This is a genomic window from Microbulbifer variabilis (genome assembly GCF_052468405.1).
In genome coordinates this window covers 3,436,080-3,455,616 of the sequence record NZ_CP174343.1, presented here as the reverse complement: position 1 = coordinate 3,455,616, position 19,537 = coordinate 3,436,080, and the positions used below count along the sequence as shown (strand labels likewise).

General features: G+C 48.1%; 15 protein-coding genes. 4 read left to right on the top strand and 11 right to left on the bottom strand.

Features of this window, described 5'->3' with window-relative positions:
* The first annotated feature begins 111 nt into the window (after positions 1 to 111).
* Positions 112 to 1,002, top strand: coding sequence for a LysR family transcriptional regulator (locus ACJJJB_RS15700; RefSeq protein WP_444946159.1), 891 nt, complete (start codon positions 112 to 114; stop codon positions 1,000 to 1,002).
* Between the two features lie 116 nt (positions 1,003 to 1,118).
* Here ACJJJB_RS15700 and ACJJJB_RS15695 read toward each other — a convergent pair whose 3' ends face one another.
* Positions 1,119 to 3,281, bottom strand: coding sequence for a winged helix-turn-helix domain-containing protein (locus ACJJJB_RS15695; RefSeq protein WP_444946160.1), 2,163 nt, complete (start codon positions 3,279 to 3,281; stop codon positions 1,119 to 1,121).
* A 220-nt stretch (positions 3,282 to 3,501) separates the two neighbouring features.
* Between ACJJJB_RS15695 and ACJJJB_RS15690 the strand changes: the two genes are divergently transcribed.
* Complete coding sequence (locus ACJJJB_RS15690; protein WP_444946161.1) at positions 3,502 to 4,353, top strand: alpha/beta hydrolase; 852 nt, start codon at positions 3,502 to 3,504, stop codon at positions 4,351 to 4,353.
* Positions 4,354 to 4,409: 56 nt separating this feature from the next.
* Positions 4,410 to 5,612: a serine hydrolase domain-containing protein gene (locus ACJJJB_RS15685; protein ID WP_444946162.1), complete on the top strand. Its 1,203-nt coding sequence runs from the start codon at positions 4,410 to 4,412 to the stop codon at positions 5,610 to 5,612.
* Between the two features lie 167 nt (positions 5,613 to 5,779).
* Here the strand turns inward: ACJJJB_RS15685 and csrA are convergent, their stop codons facing one another.
* From csrA to ACJJJB_RS15655, 6 genes are all read right to left on the bottom strand, one after another.
* Entirely contained in the window at positions 5,780 to 5,992 is a 213-nt protein-coding gene (gene csrA / locus ACJJJB_RS15680; protein WP_371839273.1) for a carbon storage regulator CsrA, read from the bottom strand.
* Between the two features lie 1,657 nt (positions 5,993 to 7,649).
* Positions 7,650 to 8,243 (bottom strand): hypothetical protein, encoded by a 594-nt coding sequence (locus ACJJJB_RS15675; protein ID WP_444946163.1) that lies wholly within the window; start codon positions 8,241 to 8,243, stop codon positions 7,650 to 7,652.
* A gap of 105 nt (positions 8,244 to 8,348) precedes the next feature.
* On the bottom strand, positions 8,349 to 8,651 hold the full coding sequence (locus ACJJJB_RS15670) for a tyrosine-type recombinase/integrase (protein WP_444946164.1): 303 nt from the start codon (positions 8,649 to 8,651) through the stop codon (positions 8,349 to 8,351).
* A gap of 349 nt (positions 8,652 to 9,000) precedes the next feature.
* Positions 9,001 to 9,453, bottom strand: a complete 453-nt coding sequence (locus tag ACJJJB_RS15665) for a nucleoside deaminase (protein WP_444946165.1) — start codon at positions 9,451 to 9,453, stop codon at positions 9,001 to 9,003.
* A gap of 554 nt (positions 9,454 to 10,007) precedes the next feature.
* Positions 10,008 to 12,569: a hypothetical protein gene (locus ACJJJB_RS15660; protein ID WP_444946166.1), complete on the bottom strand. Its 2,562-nt coding sequence runs from the start codon at positions 12,567 to 12,569 to the stop codon at positions 10,008 to 10,010.
* 510 nt (positions 12,570 to 13,079) lie between these two features.
* Positions 13,080 to 13,445: a MerR family transcriptional regulator gene (locus ACJJJB_RS15655; protein WP_444946167.1), complete on the bottom strand. Its 366-nt coding sequence runs from the start codon at positions 13,443 to 13,445 to the stop codon at positions 13,080 to 13,082.
* A gap of 81 nt (positions 13,446 to 13,526) precedes the next feature.
* On the opposite strand from ACJJJB_RS15655, the gene ACJJJB_RS15650 reads away from it, so the two are divergent.
* On the top strand, positions 13,527 to 14,213 hold the full coding sequence (locus ACJJJB_RS15650) for an RBBP9/YdeN family alpha/beta hydrolase (protein WP_444946168.1): 687 nt from the start codon (positions 13,527 to 13,529) through the stop codon (positions 14,211 to 14,213).
* Positions 14,214 to 14,355: 142 nt separating this feature from the next.
* Here ACJJJB_RS15650 and ACJJJB_RS15645 read toward each other — a convergent pair whose 3' ends face one another.
* From ACJJJB_RS15645 to ACJJJB_RS15630, 4 genes are all read right to left on the bottom strand, one after another.
* A complete protein-coding gene (locus ACJJJB_RS15645; RefSeq protein ID WP_444946169.1) occupies positions 14,356 to 14,808 on the bottom strand; it encodes a nucleoside deaminase in 453 nt (150 codons plus the stop codon).
* Positions 14,809 to 15,455: 647 nt separating this feature from the next.
* Entirely contained in the window at positions 15,456 to 15,827 is a 372-nt protein-coding gene (locus ACJJJB_RS15640) for a hypothetical protein (protein ID WP_444946170.1), read from the bottom strand.
* 14 nt (positions 15,828 to 15,841) lie between these two features.
* Positions 15,842 to 18,934, bottom strand: a complete 3,093-nt coding sequence (locus ACJJJB_RS15635) for a S8 family peptidase (protein ID WP_445366288.1) — start codon at positions 18,932 to 18,934, stop codon at positions 15,842 to 15,844.
* A 9-nt stretch (positions 18,935 to 18,943) separates the two neighbouring features.
* Positions 18,944 to 19,525 (bottom strand): protease inhibitor I9 family protein, encoded by a 582-nt coding sequence (locus ACJJJB_RS15630; RefSeq protein WP_445365133.1) that lies wholly within the window; start codon positions 19,523 to 19,525, stop codon positions 18,944 to 18,946.
* Positions 19,526 to 19,537 lie beyond the last annotated feature (12 nt).

The window sequence follows — 19,537 nt, the reverse complement described above, 5'->3', positions numbered from 1 at the left end:
CTTGGGCTATTAAATAGCCCCAGCCAGATGTGGCTGTGCCTTACGATGGTGGGAATAATAGATAGGCAAAGATACAATTAGAAACAACTACTCTTTGTCCTGGTTACAAATATGAATGGTATAAGTCGGTTAGACCTGAAACAGCTACGTATATTGGAAGCGCTACTGCAAGAGAGAAACCTATCCCGGGTAGCCGAAAAGGTGGGGTTAACCCAGCAAGCGATAAGCGAACAGTTGCGTAAGCTGAGAGAAGTGTTTGATGACCGGCTGTTTATCCGGCAAGGCAACGGTATGGTGCCCACCCCTGTTGCTGAGCAGCTGGGAGGCAGGATCAGTAGTATTTTGAAGGATGTAGAGTCACTGCTAACCCCAATAGCGTTTGATCCGGCAACTTATAGAGGGATTTTTAGTATTAGTGCCACGGATTACGCAATTCAATCGGTACTGCCCCAGCTATTAGAGGTTGTCCGTAAATCTGCCCCGGAACTTAAAGTTATCGTCAGGGACTTTGAAACAGATAATCTCAATCAGTTAATGGTTGCTGGTGAGATCGACTTAGCGCTTACCTTTCCTGATTTCATCCCGGATGACCTGCCATACAAATTGCTATTTGAGGAGCAACATGTCTGTATAGCGGGAAAAAAGTCTCCACTGAAGAGTAAGTCATTAACGTTGGCAGACGTGGCCGAGCTTCCGCAACTGATCATTTCACCGTCACGGGCAAACCTCAAAGGATCACACGATGAGTGGTTTGCGATGCAGGGGCTAAAACGCAATATTGTTATGTCGATACCCAGCTTTTCTGCCGCTCCAGATATTATTGCAGCGACAGACACTATTGCGTTCTACCCCTCAAGACTACTACCCAACAAAAAAGTTATTCCTCTTAAGTTGGACACGCAAACACCAAAATTTGAGGTTATAGCAGCATGGCATAGTCGATCTAACCATAGCCAGCTTCATATGTGGATGGTTGAACAGCTGATGAAACTTTTTAAGTAGCCATGCAATTTAGTTGATAGAAAATAAGAGTGATATCTTGAATTAAATCGAGGTAGGAAAATAAGATGGTTTATAGCTAACCATCTTATTTTTGAAAACTAAAACAGGCTGTATTTCTATTCCCGTAAGAATAACTCAGCCACTTCCTTTTTAGCGGCAACAACATAGGTAATCATTAGGTTTTCCTGATTAATATCAGTCAAGTAATCGATATCTCTATGTACTGCTCTCAAAATGGAAAAGTCACCAGTGCTGAGATCGAATGACCACAGCTGGTCATCTCGATTGATTGAGTAAATCACATTCTCTTTGAGCACAAACCTTTTCTCACTACCCTGATGAACCAGCTCTTCGATTAGTTGATCTTCCGCTGGGCCGGGTTGCCAGAAGCGGTTCATATGATCCATATAGATCAGCCGGCCATCTTCGCTTCGTTGGGCCCAGTTAACTTGGGTATCGTTGATAATGCTAACTTCGAGATTATCCAAGTTTACTTCTGCAAACTTTGTAACGCCTTTAACCGTTAAAGTTAACAGTGCGAGGTTACTCACGCTATCCCACTGGAATAGTCGGTCAACTGGATGGGCTAGTGAGAAGGCTTCTCTGCTACCGTCCAGGGAGATCTTAGTCAGTATCTGATTGGCACTCGCCAGTATGCTTTGGCCGTCGGCAGACCAGCTAATACCGTAGATATTGGTATCCATTGGAAACTGACTGACTTGCCGTAAATCGCTGCCATCAGTTATCCACACCTGATCTTCACCAGAGCGCCTGGATGTAAATGCAATCAAGTTGCCATTGGGTTGGAAAATGCCATCATCTTCTCCCAAAATCGACCGTGTTGTGCTTGGGTAGAGTTCGCTGACATCTTCGTCCGAAGGTGTATCGATTGACTCAGGTTGGTTAAGCGGTATTGATGCAATGTCACTATCGTATCGGCCCTTAATCAGAAGTGCCCTCTGCCCATTTGGGTGGAATTCCGGCGAGCTGGCAGACTGATCCAGGGGTAAATCAAGCTTACTGACCTTTCCATCATAAGTGAGAGAGAAGAGCCGCCGCCCTGTGCTAAAGATTAACTCATCTGTAAGCGGTGAAAAGTTAGGGGATATGGTCCTGCGCTGGGGGATTTCATCCGGATAGTCTATCGGGTGGCTGGATAAAAGCGCCCCCTTGGAATCCAGCATATCGATATAAAGCTGGCCATCTTGATGATGGCTGGTTACGGCTATTAATCCATCACTTATTGAGTAATCAAAATAGGCCAGATTTCCATTCTCCAGATCATAAAGGACTCGACTGGTATTATCCCTGACTGAATAGTTGATCAACCGCCAACGGTTAGTCTCTTTATGCAAAATAGCGAGATTATTGTTATTTAACCATACGGGGTTCTTAATGGCCGAGTTCTTACAGCGCATTAATACATTTGGCTGTTGTGGGCTGACTAATGCCTTTTGAAAATCCAGGCTTACCAGGTTGTAACAGGTATTCTGGGTTAGCGGTATGGTGCAGTCTTCTTCGGAAATAAATACCAGTTTCTTGCCATCCGGTGACAGTGTATGGCGGCCATAAGTACCCCATTCTGGAGTTAACTCCGTTTCCTTCTGGGTATGTATATTCCTGGCCCAGATTTTATTCACACAGAGCTTATCCAAATAACGATTAAATATAATATATTCACCATCAGGTGAATATGAGGGGCCAAATTCTTTGTGATCCGTAGCCGTTACTGCCTGTAATCGATCAAATATAAGCTGAGCGTTTTGCTTGGGCGGAGAGTATTTAAATATAATAAATACTAATAATACCAAGCCGACAAGTGCAAAGATTGGAAATCGATTTGGTTTGATAGACTGGGTTTGGTGGCTTGGATTAGCCGGTGTTATATCTATTTCCGGCTTGGGGGAAGAAGGGGAGGGAGCTTCCTCTCTCGGTGCTGTCTTATCTTGTGGAATAGAATCATCTTGCCAAACAATATCACATTCCAGGCTATAACCTTGTTTGGCATGGGTTCTAATATAAGACTGCTGCTTCCGATCTTCCCCAAAGGCTTTTCTAAGTTGCGCAATACTTCTTTGCAGCGTATTGGGTGTGACTATTGTATCCGGCCAGACCTCAGACAGTAGCTCATCCTGGCTCACGACTTTTCGCTGATGTCTTGCTAAGTGGGTTAAGACAGCAAGGGCTTTAGGGGGGACAGTTTGCGAGTGCTCATGTCGGGTGATCTGGTTTCTGGATAAATCAACAAAGAAGTCACCCACCCAATATTGTGAAGTCATTGATGTATCTACCTGAACAAAATTTGAGCTGAATTTTGGCAATGGATACTAGCATAAACCCTGATTACAGCTAAAGCAGACTTTGTAACTTATTGATAAATAAGCACTTTATAGTAACAGAACAAAATCATTCAAAAGTCAGGGGCACTTCAGGTGTTTCATAGTCTCCTTGTTTAGATTGAGCGCTTCTCAGATCACATGTAACGGTATAAATACTGATATGAAAAAGCGTTTACTAGTTGCCTTCCTCTTGCTACTACCTATAACGGCTCTTAAAGCCGGTGAGCATAAAGCCCTGGAATTATCCACAATCCAAGTGATACCTATTCAGGACTCCGGCAATAACAGGGAATACGAGCTGTATATCAAGCTGCCTGAGAAATATGGGGAGAGTGATACCAAAAAGCATCCGGTTATTTACTATACAGACGCTTTATGGGCGGTTGAAATGCTATCTGCCACTACTGAATACGCACTGGAAGATGCCATTTTGGTGGGTATTAGTTGGCAGAAAGATATGGCCGGTGCTGAAAAAGAATGGTCGAGTCGATATCGGGACTTTAAACCAGCACTACCCTCAGATAATAAAGATAACGATAAAGAATCCTTTAAAGGAGAGGCCCATCAGCATCTCGCCTTTATCAGAAATGACGTTATTAAGTATATCGAAAGCAATTACCGCGCGAATCCAGATAATCGGACATATTTCGGTTACTCATTTGGTGGTCTCTTTGGAGTCTATGCCTTAATCAATCAACCGGATACTTTTCAGAACTACATTATCGGTAGTCCATCAAGATTGATAGGCACTTATATGGATTCTCGTCTTGAATTAGAGCCTAACAAACCATTGATGGAACTACCAAAACAAACCAATGTATTTATTGCCTACGGCGCTTTAGAAAAGGAGCTGGGTGCAACGGTAGAAAGGTTCGTAAGTAAGTTAAAGAGCCAAAAATTGGCTAATTTAATTCTGGAGCCAGCGGTTATCGAATCCGCGAATCACACTACAGCATTCCCAAAGTCATCAGTGCGCAGTATTTATTGGCTTGCCGATAAGCTGAAACACTAACCAATGGTATATCGAGTCATATTAAAAAAACTTCAAAGTTAAATTGAGGATATAAGATGATTTTTAAGAAACTAATCACAATCGGCCTAATGTACGGCATAAGCGCTACTGCAGGCGCGGGAGACTTAAAGGCACCAGAAATAAATATGGCCGACTATCGTAGTGACCTCCCAAACCTGGAGAGATCCACTCCAAAGCTCAAAAAGGCGTTTATTGATACGGCGCCAGCGGATAGAAAAGACGGTATTCCTGTTGGTGAGATAGATACAATTAAGGAAAGCTTGCAAAAGCTGGCCCAGGAAATAGCCGATAATCAACATACCCCCTACGATAGCCTGCTTATCGCCCTAAATAACAAGCTGGTATTTGAATCCTACTATTCCCTTGGCCGTGTCAACTTGCCTCACCCACAAGCATCTGCCACCAAGGCCTATACAGCCCTGGCAATTGGGCGGGCAATACAGTTAGGTTATTTGACCATGGCAGACTTGGACAAGCCAGTCATTTCCTTCCTAAAGGGGTTGGATAAGAAGCAACTTGTTAAAGGCGCAGACCTTGTCACATTGAATCATGCCATGAGCATGCAGTCAGGAATTCGAATTAAAGAGGAAAAACTGAGTGCCTTACTGGAAAATAAAGAGCAGTTAACTGGGAAAAAGCTGGCTCAAATCTATTTGAGCCATAGCAAACCGATAACCTCAGAATCGCAAACCTATTTATATCAAGGCTCAGACCCAATGATTGCAATGTTGGTTCTGGATGCCGTGGTTCCCGGTTCCGCCAGCGACTTTATTAAAAAAGAGCTGCTAGAGAAGATGGGGATCGATAGCTATCACTGGAAGGAAGCCGTTAGTGGGGTGCCCCAGGCAGGGTCAAGAGCCATGATGACATCTCGCAGTATGGTTAAGTGGGGTACATTGGTACTCAATAAAGGCAAATGGAATGGCCACCAGCTGATTCCGGCAGCGTTTATCACCAAGGCCACTGGTAAGGTAGCTGTTCCTACAAATGATGAGTTTGACTACACCAATTTCTCCTACGGTTATTTCTTCTGGCGAACCCCTCTGAAGGTTGGCGACAAGAAATACCTAGCGAAATTTGGCTGGGGCGGTGGTGGCCAGTATGTGATATCCATCGAAGACCTGGATTTGGTGATAGCTATCACCGGCCGCGGCGATGAAGAAAAAACCCTGGGCTTGATTGAACAACGTATTTTACCGGTTTTTGTATCTTCTGCATTAAGTGGTACAGCCGGCTAAATTGTTACATTAATTAACATTGCCTAGGCGCTGTTAAAGTTTTCTGTCCAGCATTTAGGACCTTTGGAATAGGGAAACCCTAAATGCTGGACAGATTGTTCGATTATACAAGGGTTGCGGTTGTTATCGTCCTTGGAGCAGTAGGGCCTAAGCAGGATTGTTAGGACTCATTCTACTAGGAGAATCTGTTTTTTTATCCCCCCGTTGTCTTGCCCCTGTTGTCTTTTGATTCTTCTATAAATTTCTTCTCGGTGAACCGGTAAGGACCTTGGGGCGATTATGCCTACCCGCACTTGATTACCTTTAACTTCTAATATTGTGATTGAGACGTTTTCCCCAATCCTGAGGTTCTCGCCAGTACGGCGGTTTAAAATCAACATATTGGTTTCCTAATGAGACGCAAAGCATTGGCGTACCTCCCGCAACGGGAAGGCCAGGAAAGTAATATCGGTTGCAGGCATTAGGAGGGGCGCGAGAACGGTAGGCGTAAAAGAAGAAAAGACGGGCGCTAGATTCCCAGTGCTTGGGGAATCGCCTCAGGTTACTGAATTTGCAACCTTTTATTGAAGACGAGCGGGTTTCTAGCGTACCATTCATGTAGCCACTTTGATAACTGTGATATCAATTTGGTTAGCTGGCCCCGGGTGTTGCCGCACCTTGGGTCAGCGCCTTTTACTTACTCTTACGTCACGCTACCGTTCTCCTTTGAGAATAGGTCTTTTAGAAAATTTTTAGTGTCCTTGTTTTATCCTGGGCTGTTGGCTTGTAGAAGCCGGTTTGATCAGTGCCCAGAATCTTGATAAATATCTTTCGATTCTACGCAGCTTTGACGCTGAAGAAAACTGAATAAATTCCAATAAGATTATTTGGGCGCCTATATTTTTAGGTGTACTTACCGCGAAGAAATGCAGCTTTATAAAGGGGGTGTCGAGAAGCTTTCATTTCTCTAACCCAGAATTTAAATGAAGTTTTGGAGTCTTATGAGAGTTGCAGTTTTCAAAGCAATCAGCTTTTTAAATTTGCGAAATATTTTTTAAGGGTTTGGTTTTGCGCGTTTTCATTGTAATTGTCTCGCTACTGCTTATAACCCTTTTGATAAAGGTGTCCGCCTGAAGTTTTGTATCGCTTTTCTGGACAGTATTCTGAGCACCCATTACAGGGTAGTTCTGACTAGGCTTTTAATCATGGCTAAGAAGAACCTGTAGAGACGAGAGGCTTCCTCTGTATAGGGTACATATCCACTTAAAAAATATCCAATGTCAATTTTTCTTGTAGTGTTTCACCATAAAACAGAGCCATGATTTTCTCCTCTAGGTAGCAATATTCGATCAACCTGGCATTTCGACTACCTTAATCCACCGGCACAATAAATTTGTGCTAGAGGCAACAGTTCCTGGCCTTTTAGCCCCTTACTAGGTGGGCTTTGGGGAATTAGAAATTCCTTCTAATTTGAAAAAAATATAAAAGGCCAGTCTCACGGTTGGTCTCTCTCGCAATAGATTCGTTCAGATAGCGCATGAACCAACTGGCATCGGTAAGTCGTGCCTTCCAAATTTTTACTACCTCTGTGAGTTGGGTGGGTTCGGCGTGATCTGGGTTTCATCTCTACAAAAACGCTGTGATAAAGCTGAGCCTTTGCATAATCGATACCAACGAGACACCACTTCTTTTAGATCCCAGTCATCCGCGTGTTGCTGGTGTATAAACAGCGCAATATGGTGTGACGTAGGATGCTTTATCTTCTGTGGATGTCCCATCACGCCTTTTATGTGCGTTACTTCAATCGGGAGTATCGGTGCTCGGGAACTTTCTGGTGGGGGGCTACAAATCCTGTCTGGTTCAATCTATCGAGAAACAGTTTGCCAGGCGGGTGACGGAAATGCTGCTGGAACGCCTATGTATGGCTTTACCATAAATGTGGGTATTCCTAACACAATATTGATCTGACCCCATTTATTTATAAGGCTCCGACAGGCATTGATCCTGTCGGATGAAAAACGTTCAACGCCTAGCAAACTGCTAAAAGGGAAATCGAGACTATCTATTGCTAGTCACTTTTTTAGAACCGACGTACATTGCAAATAACCGAAGGCCGATGGTAATTAAGACAAGCATACTTGGCGCTGTATGAGCGGGTATTGCCTTTAATTGGGTGATTTCTCTTTGAAGGGTCATCGTTTGATGTGGATTGGACTGGTGCTTTGGAACCTGAATGACGTTTTTCTTAAGTAATTTATCGAACGACTCGATTTCTCCCGCAAGCATATCCAGGAGTTCCAATTCGGTCTTGCCTTCCCATGGTAGCTGTTTCCTATATGCGTCAACTGCTTTACCAAGCTTTTTCCATTCTTCTGCGAGGAAGGCTTCAAGTGATGAGAGGGTCCTAAGCTTCGAGTTCATGGATTGATTGGCTCGGTAGGCGTTTTGTCCATGAGCGCCGCTCGCCATCATTCCACCAAAGTGCTGTACGTTATGTTTGGCGGTATTTAGGTTCCGGCTGATTAAGCTGAGTTGATCCAAAGTGTGGACCAGAGTCTGATCAAGTCTCGGATCTTTATTCTTAATCGCTGCCAGAGCGGTGTTAACCAGTCGACTCACCTGTACCTTGGTTGCATGTTCGTTGATAGACATATCCTTTTATCCTCGTAAATCCATTGATGAATGTGTTCTACCTCTCTGATTTGAGATGCATGTGCCACATTCAATTTTTTCCTTGATGAAAACGAGAATTCTAAATCAAATCTGCCGAGTGCCGGGGTCTAATAGAGTACGGGCCATTGCACGGAATCCGTGGGTGGTCATGGTTTCATTGCCATAGCCCAGTGACCTGAGCGCAGTCTTCACACCGTTATCAGACAGTGGACGGCACTGGCCTCGAGCTGATGGGAAAACATATTTGCCATGACCTGTTAGCGGCTCCAGTTCTTGCAGTAAGGCAATAGCCTGTTCAGCAAGAGGGATAATGTGTGGCTGACCCATTTTCACTTTTTCGCTGGGCAGTTCTATGTGCTTGGCACCCCAACTGATTTCTGTCCACACAAGTTTTTCCAATTCTCCAGGGGGTAGAATAGGAGAGAGGGTAGTTTTAGAGCTGCTCTTACTGCTGAAATTTCGATCTAGGATAGTTGTGTACCTCAGGTATCCTCAGGTTAGGGCCCATATCTGGTGGCTGTTGCAGCCTTCACCGAATGGGCCTGCTTAGCAACTATCAGGCTGACCAGTAATGTGTCATATTGGTGCTGAGGAGGGGCCGTGGAGCTTCTCAAACATAATTGAATTCTTGAAAGCCACAGTGTAAACATCGAAAGAATCCATGAAATGTCAATCTTTTCTAATAATTTGGTTTATAGGTTGGCCACTATAAAGACACTTTGCAGTTAATGGTTTATTACTCGCCAATATCTTCATGCCAAATTTCAGGGTGTTGCTGAATGAATTGATTCATAAGACCAATACATTCAAGGTTATTAAGAAAAACCAAGCTTACGCCTTCAGATTTGAGTAATGATTCATCACCTTGGAAAGTTTTATTTTCACCGATAACAATACTTTTAATACCGTATAGGCGAATGGCTCCGCTACACATTGAGCAGGGTGATAAAGTCGTATAAAGCGTGCATTTTTGGTAATCGGCAGCGCGCAACCTCCCTGTGTTTTCCAGTGCATCCATTTCAGCATGCTTGATCACACTATCCTGTTGGATACGCTGATTGTGACCCCTGCCGATAATTTCATCATTCAGTACGATTACGCTACCAATGGGGACACCTCCTGCAGCTAAACCCTTACGTGCTTCCTCAATCGCTGCTTGCATAAAAGTTTCATGCCTGGATTTATTCATGGCAACACTCTGTTTAATTTGTTAAGAGTACTTGAAGCATAGGGCATAGCGTATTTGTCGATGCATTCTTCACACCAAGGTGCCTGATTTTACTGATCATAAACCACGCGATCTCAACAATATGAAGTGGCTGGTCGATAAAGTAGGGTAATTCTGATTAAAGGTTCGTTTGCTTGGGTTCTTTTTCAGGCACATTATTTTTCGCTAGGACTACGGCGACTTTTGAGGCTTTCACTCCATAAATCTGCAACAAATTTTCAAATACTATTTCCGTACCTGCCCACTAGAAATCATGGAGTATCCATAAAGCTTTTGAAGGCAAAGGGTCAAAACGCTCCTGCAAAGTCAGTGGTACATAAATCACAGTATTCAGTATCGTATGTAGTTCGTGCATCGCTTACTTTTCACTAACAAACTGCGCGCCACTACAGTTTGTCGTGGCGCGTTGACGGTGCGGCGTCCAAAGAAGACTGGAGCGTGTACACACCGTCGCGGGATTCTGGTAACGAATAGGTTGCCCAGGCGTGTAATGGCCACCTGAGCAACCGCGCGAATTACTCCGGTACTGCGATAATTAGGAACGACACGTGCGATTCGCTGTTTTCTTGAGTGTGCTTGCAGTTCCCCGAGTCGCCGTCGCCGATCAGTGCGTGTGGATTGTGCAGTATGACCTGCGAGCCTGATGTGGAGTAGGTTTCCGAACCTCCGCCGACTTGCCGGATGTCGTGGTCACTGCTGTCGTAGTGGACGCGATAGCCAGACAGGAATACTGCCGCGTCGCTTATGGGCTGGCCCATCTCGACAGGGACGTCATCACTCGTGTTTTGGAGGTTTGTCACGTACTTTGCGATCAGAGGGGGGCTATTGCTCAGCTCAATGAGATTGCCATCAATCGATGCAATGGCATTGTTGCCCGAGTCATCGTGCATCTGTGCAGTCGATTGGATACCCACTTCGTAGTTGTTAGGAGCCGCGGTGGTTGCATCGAGCTCAATGGTGCGAACGTGGTGTGACTTTGGGGGTTCGCTCGGGTCGTTGTCCTTGTGGTACTCGCACGCCCAGCCTCCAAGGGCAGCATAAGCCTCTGGCTCATCGAGGGGGATGTATGGGCTGGTTGATTCATCGGGGATATCGGTGATGGTTCTCGGTAGGATCACACCGTCTTTAGGACCGTCGACGACTGCGATGCACGACAATGTCAATTGGGAGTCTGAGGGGCTTATGACTTTCTTCTGGCCGAACAAGGTGGCGTCAGGCGTGACGGTGAGGACGGCATTCTTGTTGTGGACCTGGGTGAGCGAAAGGCCCAGCGTTTGCGTCTGGTGGTCTGTACCTCCTTCGTACTTGAAGAACCAGTAGGTGGCGGCAACGATGAAGCTCGTCACTTCTGAGCCATATTTGCTGAAGTCAAACCGGAACCTTCCGCCGTTTTCATCCAGCTGCTGATTGATGTGCATCATCTGAATGTTCGGAGGCGCGATTGGGGTGGAATGAAGCTTGATTGGCATATAGGCCCAGTCACCACCAATCTGAAGATAGGCGGGCGAATTCGTCTTCTTGACCTGGAAGCCGGGAATTGCAATGTCGATACTCCCTTTCCTCGAACTCAGAATCGAGAGGATCAGTTGAATGACCCAGCCAAGCGGTACGAATGCCCACCAGAAGGGGAGTTTTGCCTTGGTCTTCACCTGAATGTTGAGCACATCGTCGTAGGCACTGAAGCTGACTGTCGCAGAGAGCTTAAAGGTCTGGTAGACCCACAGCGTCATGGCCCCCCGCTTCACCCTGACGTCGGCATTCAGAACAAGGTCGCCATCGTTATTGAAGGCCGCTTGAAGGTTATTCTCTTTTATCTTGATGTGCGCGCCGTCAATCACATCTTCGACGTCGGTGTTGAGGTACATTTTTTCAGGGTAGGTATCGGTCACCGTCAGCTGCGATGAGGTCAGTGGCGTTGCTTCAGCAATCGCTGCGGCCACCGAGGTCAAAATTATGTCGTTGGATACGATGAGTGCCGACGTACAACCACTAGGGACAGTTTGCGGCAGAAGCGCGTCTATTGGCTGGCGATTCCTACGGCATATCCCAAGCCCGAACAGGTTTGAGTCGGAGTCGCCACCAAAGGCTGTGTACATCACTCCGATTTCCAGGCTCCCGGCGGGCAGGGGGGTGCGTTGAGCGACTGTGTACTTGATGGGCCACTCGAAACTTGAGATGAGTTGGTCGACAGCGCCTTTCATCGCGTCGGTAATGTCGAGACCCTTGATCGGCTGCGAGAGTTGAACGTCGCTGAGATCAAGCTCCATCATGCGCCAGCTGGGCTTCTGGATGGTCACGGTGACCTGCCCATCGTGGTTGATGCTGGCGCTGGCTTGCATTTTGTCGAGGTCAAGAACGAGCCGGGCGTGACCGGGGCTTTGGCCCTGCGCATCTTCGATGTTGCTTGTGATACCTGGGAACTTGATGAACCCTGTGATGGGCAGGTCGAGCGTCGCCTTTTGGTCTTCGGGAGCGATGAAGGCGGGACAATCAAATGCAAACTCGTAGCGAACCTTGGCGGGGCCCTTGCCGACATTTCCGCTGAATGACCATTGGCCGGAGTCGCCTTCGAAGAGCTCGCTAATCCAATTGTTGACTGCGCCTTGAGTCGAGGCACTGATCAAGTCCCAGCCCTGCGAAAGGTCTGGATCTGGCGAGGATTCAACTTCTTGAAGACCTTGCTGCTCTTCAATTTCTTCTTCAATTAAGTCGCTTGGCTCTTCTCGGTCAACCAGGCCGCGCAGTCCCTGGACCAGCTCGGGGCGCGGATCGCATACCCGCTGAAAAGTCGCAATTGGGTCGAGCACGAACTGACGTGCATTGCCTTCAGATTCACCAAGCCACTCCAGCATGCGAGCTTCATGTTGCAAGAGCTGGCCAAGGATGGGGTCGCTTCGCAGTGGGTCTGTTTGAGATGTTGGCGTGAATTCGAAAGAGAGCGAGGTCGAACTATCTAGCTGTGTAGCTTGCTTGCCCAGCAGGCGTTGCAGGTCGTCGGGAGAGAGTGTGAGGGGCGCGCTTTGTTTTTTGAGTCGGCGCTGCAGGTCGTCGGGAGAGAGTGTGAGAGTCTCGTCCATGATGATGCTCCGTATTAAATTTTTTTGAGAAGGCAAATAGCTGGGAAGCGCCACGCGCCCTCTTTGACACAGCAATTGAATATCTGGCCCACAAGAAAATTGCCACCCGCCCTAAGTTACTCTTCAAAAGGGCATCAGCCAACAAGGTCGAAGGCATTATCAGGGAAAATGTTAATGTCTTTTGTTTGATAACATTTTTTGCGCCATTGTTGGGATGTTCTATAAGGAATCTTTCGGTAAAAAGTTACGCCACTATTGCAGTAGCAAAGGCTTTATCCATGGCTCTCGAGGTTATTGCTACGGGATGAGTATTGTGTGACGGATCAAAAATGCTTCCTTGGATATGAAAAACGGAGGAAGGAGAGGGCTAAATAACGTGCCAAAAAGCTGTTATCAGATTTTGAAGAGCCGGATAAGACTGGGCTTTTGGTGAGGGTGAAAATGCGATGTAGCACGATATTCATGGTGGGAAGCTTGCACCACCGTGGTTTAAATGGTAGAAGAAATAATCTAATCCCTGTCTGGTAGAAGCTCGCCAACATACTGCGCTAATGCATTCCTACTCTGTGTTAGTTGGACTATTTTTTCATCAAGTTTTTCTAACTCACTTTGTAGTGAGGCTTTGACAGCGGAGCACCCATAAAATCGAGGGATTGAATGCTCGCTCTCTATACAAGGTAATAATTCTTTTATTGTTTTTAATTTAATTCCACTTTCATTTAATGTTTTTATATTTTTTATCAGCTTTATATCTTCCTTTGAGTATTCGCGATACCCCGCTTTAGACCGGGTAGGGGTAATCAGTTTTTCAGCTTCGTAAAATCTTAGCATTCTCTGACTTACACCAGTAATTTTTGAAAGTTCACCAATGCGCATTTTTTCTCTTCTGAGGGTTGACTCTGACAGTACTGTTAAGGTTTACAGTGTAGCTTAAACGTAATGGCAGAGTAAAATTCAATGAAATTTAACTGTTTTAAAAGTCTTTCAGTGTTCTTATTTTCTCGGATCACGATTGTCACAATATTAATCTCAGTATCTACTTATGTGCACTCAGGCCCAATTGTTAGGGATTTAAATATTACAGTTGTTCATGGGTATATGAGTTCACCAGATGATCACTGGTTTCCCTGGCTTAGAAATGAGCTTCAAGATCGTGGTATCACTACTGAAGTTTTGTCGCTACCAAATCCATCGGTTCCGAACCCCGAAGAGTGGCAGGAGACCCTTTCAGATAAGTTAGGTAAGATCGACAGTAATAGTATCGTTGTCGCACATAGTCTTGGCTGCATTGCAACACTGAACTATCTTAATTCTCTCAAAAAAGAGAAGCATATTGCTGGGCTTGTACTCGTGTCAGGTTTTATTTCTAATATTCCAAATCTGCCGCAGCTTGATGGTTTTACTCAAACGGATTTAGATTTTAGTAAATTGATATTGGCGGCGGGCAAGATAATTGTGATTGGTTCTCCACAAGACTCCATAGTCCCATTTTATTTGACAGAAGAGTTGGCTGATCAGCTCCAGGCAACAATTGTGTCGATTCCTGATTCGGGACATTTTTTGGCTTCAGATGGATTTAGAAAATTTCCACAGTTATTAACAGTGATTGATAATATTTTGAAAAATGAACTGGTTGAAAAGTGAAATTGTGGGTTTGGTATATTTGGTGCCTGGCTAGACCTTCCTTTGATTTTTCTCGCCTATTAAGTAATAATCTACAGTGCTCGTGAATTACTCTTTGTAATATTCGGAAGGAAATTTAGTTTCGACTTTTGACCAGCCGCTTTTACCTGCCAATATCTTCATGCCAGATCTCAGGGTGCTGCTGGATAAATTCATACATAAGATTAATGCAATCAGAATTATTTGGGATAGTTAGGCTTATACCTTCAGATCTGAGTAATAGTTCATCTCCTTGAAAGGTTTTGTTTTCACCGATAACAATATTCCTAATACCGTATAGACGTATGGCTCCGCTGCACATTGGGCAGGGCGAAAGAGTCGTATAAAGCGTGCATTCTTGATACTCGATCGCTCGTAATCTTCCAGTCTTTTCCAGCGCGTCCATTTCAGCATGCTTGATAACACTATCCTGTTGGATGCGCTGATTGTGGCCTCTGCCAATAATTTCACCATCACGGGCTAATATACTACCAATGGGAATACCGCCTGCGGCTAAGCCCGTGTGTGCTTCCTCAATGGCTGAGCGAGGAAGGGTAATTTTTTCTGAATATATCACGGACAAGCAATAAAAAAGTCAACTGTCCCGGATTGCCTTTTTCGATTTGGAGGAGATGGCGGCTGAAAATATCTCTTAACTTTTTGATAAAGCTATATTAAATATTTCGTGCACTTGGTAACCCGTCAATAAATCTTTCCTATAGAGCGAACTACGGGAACTGATGGCTTTTTTTGTGCTGGTGTGTGCTGTATAGGATACTAACAGGCTGATGTTCCTGAGAGTTGGCCTGGCTCAATAGTTAGGGTATCCAAGCCCCCGTTCTGACGCGAATAAAACCTTTATAGGTGTCAACATTAGGGTAAGCCCTTCTTTGATAAAACTTCTACTTGAGTTTGACGAAATAATAACCCCTTGGTTGTGGGGTACTAACTACCTGTGAGGAGGGGGAATACCAGCGGAAGACCGCTACCTGGAAAGGGGGAAGAGAGTTTAATAGTTGGGGGTTGCCCCACCTATGAGGAAAAGATTGCGAAACTCTAAGCAACTGAAGATATTTTTGTGCAAAGCCCAGGGACGGCTCTTAGGGTGACTATTGTTGGATTCTGTCGCAAAGTTTGCGACAGAATCCAAAGTGGAACGCTACAGTTGGCGTTTACTCGTAGGTAGCAAAAAGGGCTTTTAGGCTCCCTATACCCAAAAGTAATTCATTCGCTCAGTGTAATTTCTGCTCCTTCCGCAGGCAATCCAGATACCGGCAGCAAATCACCGCTGTCCTTTCGGCTAATATTCACGGCGGTAATACTGCTGGAGAAGGTTTTAGATTCGGAACCGCCGGAACCGTCAGAACCGCCGGAACCGTCAGAACCACCGGAACCGTCAGAACCGCCGGAACCGTCAGAACCGCCGGAACCGTCAGAACCACCGGAACCGTCAGAACCACCGGAACCGCTAGAACTGCTAGAACCGTCTGTGCTGCTGGGGCTACCCGAACTGCCGCTACCGCCGCCACAAGCACTCAGAGCTAATAACAGCAGAGCGGGGACCGCAGATTTAAGTATGAAGTTTTTCCCGTTCATCAGTTTGCGCTCCTTCACTGCACAAAATCGTAAGTGACGATGAAATGGCTCTCGCCGGGCTCCAGCGCCAGCGGTCCCGGCAGGTCGAGTTGGAAAGTCAGTTCGCCGTCATCTGCTTGAAACCTACTGCTGGCAAGTATGGTGTCGCCCTCATCCAGGTTTCCGTTATTGTTGTTGTCCAGGTAGAGTTTTGCCCGGGCGATATCCAATCCATCGTCCCCGCTGCCGGATGCCTGTAAGGTCAGGGTGTTGAGTTCCGACTCCACGTCCGTCTCCAGGCTTAATACCTGCACCACCACATCCTCCTCGCCGGGGCTCGCCTCGCGATCGCCCGCAGTACCTGAATTAAACTTCACACCTGAACTTGGTGCCTGCTGGAACCGGGGGTTAAAGGGCTGGGCATCTTCGCTGTCCACCGTGCCGTCATTATCGGTATCCACTACCGTTGCCGCATTCAAGCCCAGCACGAAGGCGCCGCGAATCGTGTTCTGCATACTGTTGCCGGCACTGTCTGTGGCGACAATGCGCAGATCGGCGACGGCGGATTCCGACACTTCGGGCAGCTGGGCAACGTAGCGACCGTCTACCGGTGCGGTTTCCAGCGGCAACCAGTCACCCCCACCCAGCGCCAGCTCGGTGGTCACAGAGTCGAGCGGCAACTGGCTTTCGAGGGACAAAAACAGCTTGGCGTTGCGGCGCGCATAGTGCGAAATCACGCCGTCATCCAGCAGTTCCAGCATAGCGATACGCGGCGCGGCGGCACCGTCCAGATTGTTGAGTTGCACCCGGGCGCTGGAGGTGTATTCATCTTCACCGAGAGACGTGGTGTACTCGAAATCCACCTGCACCAAGGTGCATTCGCTGTCGGCGAAGAACAAGTATTCTTGAATAAAGTCGCTGCTGCTCAATTCACTATCGCCGGGCAGGCACAGGGCGCGGTATTTCGACTCCGGTCTATAGCCGTTGCCCCAGCTGTCCATTATCCAGCTCGAAGAAATACTGCCGATGTGGCTGGGAAGTAAGCGGTGATTGCCGCCGTCATTGCGCAGGCCCCCAGCAAAATACCTGGGGCCCTGACCCATAAGCATGATTCCGCTGGACCGCTCCAGTATTACCTCGGGGGTAGTGAAGTCCTTATCGCTAGGTCGCAGCTTGCGGTAGACCGTGCGGCCGACGGAAATTTCGTTACTGTGGGCCGCCGTGGTCTGATCTTCCCCTATGGGGACATACAAACTCAAAAATGTGGGCCAAGCAGCGATATCCTCCTCTTGCCCATGCAGGGTAAGCAGGGACGATTTGTGGGTCAACTCGATTGGGTTCGACCAAATGTTGATATCGGCATCGTACGTATTGAGCCCGTAACCCACGGTATAGCCCTCCCGATTCCAGAACGAATTACCGATCAGTAATTGCGTACTGCCGGAATTACTGAGATCGAAGTGCAGATCTTCAGACATGCCCTGTTGGCTGTGCTTAACCATATACAGCTTGCGGTCTTGCGGGTGCGCGTCCCCATCTTCCGCCAGACCCATATAGTTGACATGAAAGTTATCAGACAGGTTGCGCAGGGTTGTCGTCGGCATATCCCCACCGTACCTCTGGATCAAGGCCGACCCGTGAATTTCGGGGTGGGTCACCTCAAGTGACTGTTCCACAAATTGGAGCGTCTTGCCGCTTTCTGTTTGCAGAGGGGGAATGCCAGCCCCCCGAACTCTTGCAGGCACTACTAGTTCACCATCGGACCCGTGCCGGTTTTCAAACGCTTGCCAGACGTTATACCGCTCTCCATCAGCAAAGACGTCCGTACCGAACAGAATATTGATCGGCTCGTCACGCACCGCCATATGCAGGACCGGTTCAGTACTTTCGAAATCGAAGAGGCTCCCCCTGGCAGACCAGCTCTCATTGAACACCAATGCGTAATAGGACCAGAATCCCCCCGGCGCCTCGGATTCACGCATGGCCAGTATCTCCGCGCGATGGAAGGCCACCGGCAGGCGCACCCGCTCTTCGCCGGACAAATATTCAAGCGCCGAATCGTAGGCGAGGTAAAGTGGTTCGAGGTAGGGCACCCGACTGTGATCGACATTCAGGTCGACGAGCTCGGCTCTGCTTGCACCCACTTCCAAATCGAACTGGTCGGCGGAAGGATCCAAGCCGGCGCCGGCGGGGAAAGTACCCCCGGTAGCAACTGTGAATTCGGCAGGAGCGCTCAGGTTTTTAACCGCCACCTGCAGGGATCTCTGGCTGTGAGCGCCCTGTCCAAAGTGCCCTGCATAGAGAGTTGGCGGGCTGACCAGAAAACGAGCGCTCGCCGCCGCGAAGGCATCCAACTGCCCGTTGCCCACCTCGGCCAGTTTGCCGTCCACCTGCGAGGCGCGGTTGACCAGCAGCGCCTTGATTTCGGCGCTGGTCAGTTCCGGATGCAACTGGCGCAGCAGCGCCGCGGCGCCTGCCACATGGGGCGCGGCAAATGAAGTACCGGATCCAGTTTGGAATCCGCCGCCCAGGTTGGCACTGGTGATATCCACGCCCGGCGCGAGCATCTCCGGCTTGACGCTGTTGCTGCTTAGGTCCAGGCTGGTACCGAACATGCCCCGGGAACTGAAGTCCGCCAGGTTGCCCGCCCCATCTACCGCACCTACGGTGACAATTTCCTCCGCGGAACCGGGGCTGCCAATGGAGTTGAGAAAGGGGCCGTCGTTGCCGGCGGCGGCGACCACCACGACACCGGCGCGCATGGCATTATTGGCGGCGACGGATAGAACCGAGTTGTTGCCACCCGCGCCGCCCAGGCTCAGATTGATCACGTCCACCGCATCATCCGTTTGCGGGTTTCCGTCCGGGTCCAGTGCGGCCTCAATGGCGGCGATGATGTTGCTTTCGCTGCCAAAGCCATAGTTGTTCAGTACCTTGTAGGCGTAGAGCTTGGCAGCAGGCGCTACCGCCGCGGCCACCCCTGCTACCATGGTGCCGTGAGAGTCGTCGTCCATGGGATCGCTATCGTCGTTCACGAAATCGTAGCCGCCGACCACGCGGCAGCCGTTGCCGAAACAGCCGCCCAGGTCTTCGTGTGTGTAATCGATACCGGTATCGATAATGGCGATGCTGGTCCCTTATCCCTCCACGGCTCTGTCCTGCGCATCGCGTATTGCCCACACTTCCGGCGCGCGTACTTGTTGCAGACTGCCGGCCTGAAAAGCGCGTACCTGCCGGTCCCGCGTTACCGCGCGTACCTCCGGCATTGCGGCGATAGCGGGCAGCTGATCCACCCTGGCGGTTGCGCTGATGGCGTTTACTGCACGAGTAAAGCGGTGGTTGTGGCTCGTGATCAGTTTGCGCTGTTGAAGTTTGGCGACCATTTGCCGCTGGCGCAGGCCCAACTCTTGCTGCCGGGCGACGAAAGCGCGCATATCCCGCCGTGTGCCGATAGCGCCCGATGCACGAAAGCCAGCCTGCTCCGCAGCCGAAGGCCCGTGCAGTTCGATGATAATACGCACCTCTTCATCTGCACGATATCTGACCACCTCCGGCCAGGCTTGCCTGTTGGGCTCCGACTGAGACGCACCTTCGCGGGACACGCTCAACTGCAGAGAACGAGACTCTGAAGCTTTTTCACCCGGATCGGCCGTCGCGGATTGCAGTAACGTAACCAAGACGGTCGCTGCTAGATACTGCGGAATCGGTTTTACGCGCATAGTAAACCCCCT